Source organism: Phyllobacterium sp. P5_D12, assembly GCF_054049495.1.
On sequence record NZ_JBFUMG010000700.1, the window covers coordinates 1 to 1,976 of the forward strand.

2 protein-coding genes are annotated in these 1,976 nt (G+C 58.3%); both read left to right on the forward strand.

Annotated features, from left to right (window positions below; all coding sequences use genetic code 11):
* Nucleotides 1–41 precede the first annotated feature (41 nt).
* Nucleotides 42–1,226 (forward strand): ABC transporter substrate-binding protein, encoded by a 1,185-nt coding sequence (locus ACXJ5O_RS25450; protein ID WP_457302337.1) that lies wholly within the window; start codon nucleotides 42–44, stop codon nucleotides 1,224–1,226.
* A gap of 24 nt (nucleotides 1,227–1,250) precedes the next feature.
* Nucleotides 1,251–1,976 (forward strand): PQQ-dependent catabolism-associated beta-propeller protein (locus ACXJ5O_RS25455; RefSeq protein ID WP_457302336.1); only part of this gene is annotated, 726 nt, incomplete at its 3' end.

Consider the following 1,976-nt stretch of genomic DNA (forward strand, 5'->3'; position numbering starts at 1 on the left):
GTACGGTGCCAAACACTCTCTCAGTTTTATTCGGCTTTTTTTTGCTCTTCGTCAACGTGTCCGGAGCATCGGCGCAGCAGGCTGCGACGAATAAACCTGCAAAACCGGTGGTTGAAACCCGCATCGGCTATCTTCGCGCCTACGAACCGCAACTTGCACTATCCGTACTCGATATACCGCCGCGCGACGAAGGCGTGGCCGGCGCCAATGTTGCCATCAACGACAATAATACAACCGGCACGTTTCTGGACCAGAGTTTTGCGCTGGATGTGACCGAGACGAAGTTCGACGCTGACGTGGTGCCCGTATTCAAGGAAATGCTCGCCCGTGGCGACCGGTTCATCCTGACCGACATTTCCGCCAAGCAATTGCTGTCGATTGCCGATCTCGCCAAGGACAACGGCGTCCTCCTTTTCAATGTGGGCGCTACGGATGACAGCCTGCGCGAAGAGGAATGCCGCTCGAACGTCTTCCACACGGCACCGACGCGAAGCATGCTCGCCGACGGACTGGCGCAATATCTCGTCTGGAAACAATGGCGCAAATGGGTGCTGCTCTATGGCTCGCACGACCGCGACAAGCTCTACGCCGATGCCATCCGCCGCGCGGCCACACGTTTCGGCGCGACGATCGTGGAAGAGCGGCTTTACGAGGACAAGGGCACCGCGCGCAGGACCGATACCGGCGTCATCCAGGTGCAAAAGCAGATGCCGGTATTCACCCAGAACCTGCCGGAACACGATGTGATCATCGTCGCCGACGAGAGCGAGGTTTTCGGCAGCTACGTCCCTTACCGGACCTGGACGCCGCGGCCGGTAGCGGGAACGGCCGGACTGGTTCCCTCAAGCTGGCACCCCGCCAGCGAACAATGGGGTGGATCACAGATTCAGAACCGTTTCGACAAGGCAACAGGACGGCGGATGCTGTCGAAGGACATGCAAGCTTGGACTGCAGTGCGCATATTGGGAGAGGCAATCACGCGGTCAAAGGCAAACGACCCCAAACAGGTCGAAACTTTCATCAAGGCGGATGACTTTTCCATAGCAGCCTTCAAGGGACAAAAACTCAGTTTCCGCAACTGGAACTGGCAGCTGCGCCAGCCGATCCTGATCGGCGATGGTCACGGCGTCGTGTCCACATCACCGCAGGAAGGTTTCCTGCATCAGTTCTCGGAACTCGATACGCTGGGCGTGGACAGGCCGGAAACCAAGTGCAAGCTTAATTAAGAACAATGTATTGGGAGGACAAAGATGCGACGACGACACATGTGCCTGCTCGCTGCGACCATAGCGCTGCCATTTCTTGCACAGCCAGCCTGGGCCAATCTGGTCTATGTCTCGAATGAGAAAGACAACACGGTGACCGTGGTCGATTCGAAGACCATGGAGGTGGTCAAGACGATCAATGTCGGGCAGCGGCCCCGCGGCATCACCATCTCGCCTGACGGCAAGATCATCTATGTCTGCGCCAGCGATGACGACACGGTTGAGATGATCGACACTGCCACAAACGAGGTCGTGGGATCGCTGCCGTCGGGGCCCGACCCGGAGCTTTTCGTCCTGTCGCCCGATGGGAAGACGCTCTATGTCGCCAATGAGGACGACAATCTCGTCACGGTGATCGACGTCAATACGAAGGGTGTCGTGGCGGAAATACCGGTGGGCGTCGAGCCGGAAGGCATGGGTGTGAGCCCGGACGGCAAGACGATCGTCAATACCTCCGAAACGACGAGCATGGCGCATTTCATCGACACGTCGACCCATGAAATCACCGACAATGTGCTGGTGGATTCGCGCCCGCGCTTTGCGGAGTTCAAGCCCGATGGTTCCGAGGTCTGGGTTTCCGCTGAAATCGGCGGCACCGTATCGGTCATCGACAACAAGACCCGCGCGGTGACCCATAAGATCACCTTCGAAATCCAGGGATTGCGCTCCGAACAGATCCAGCCTGTGGGTGTCCGCATCACCGCCGATGGC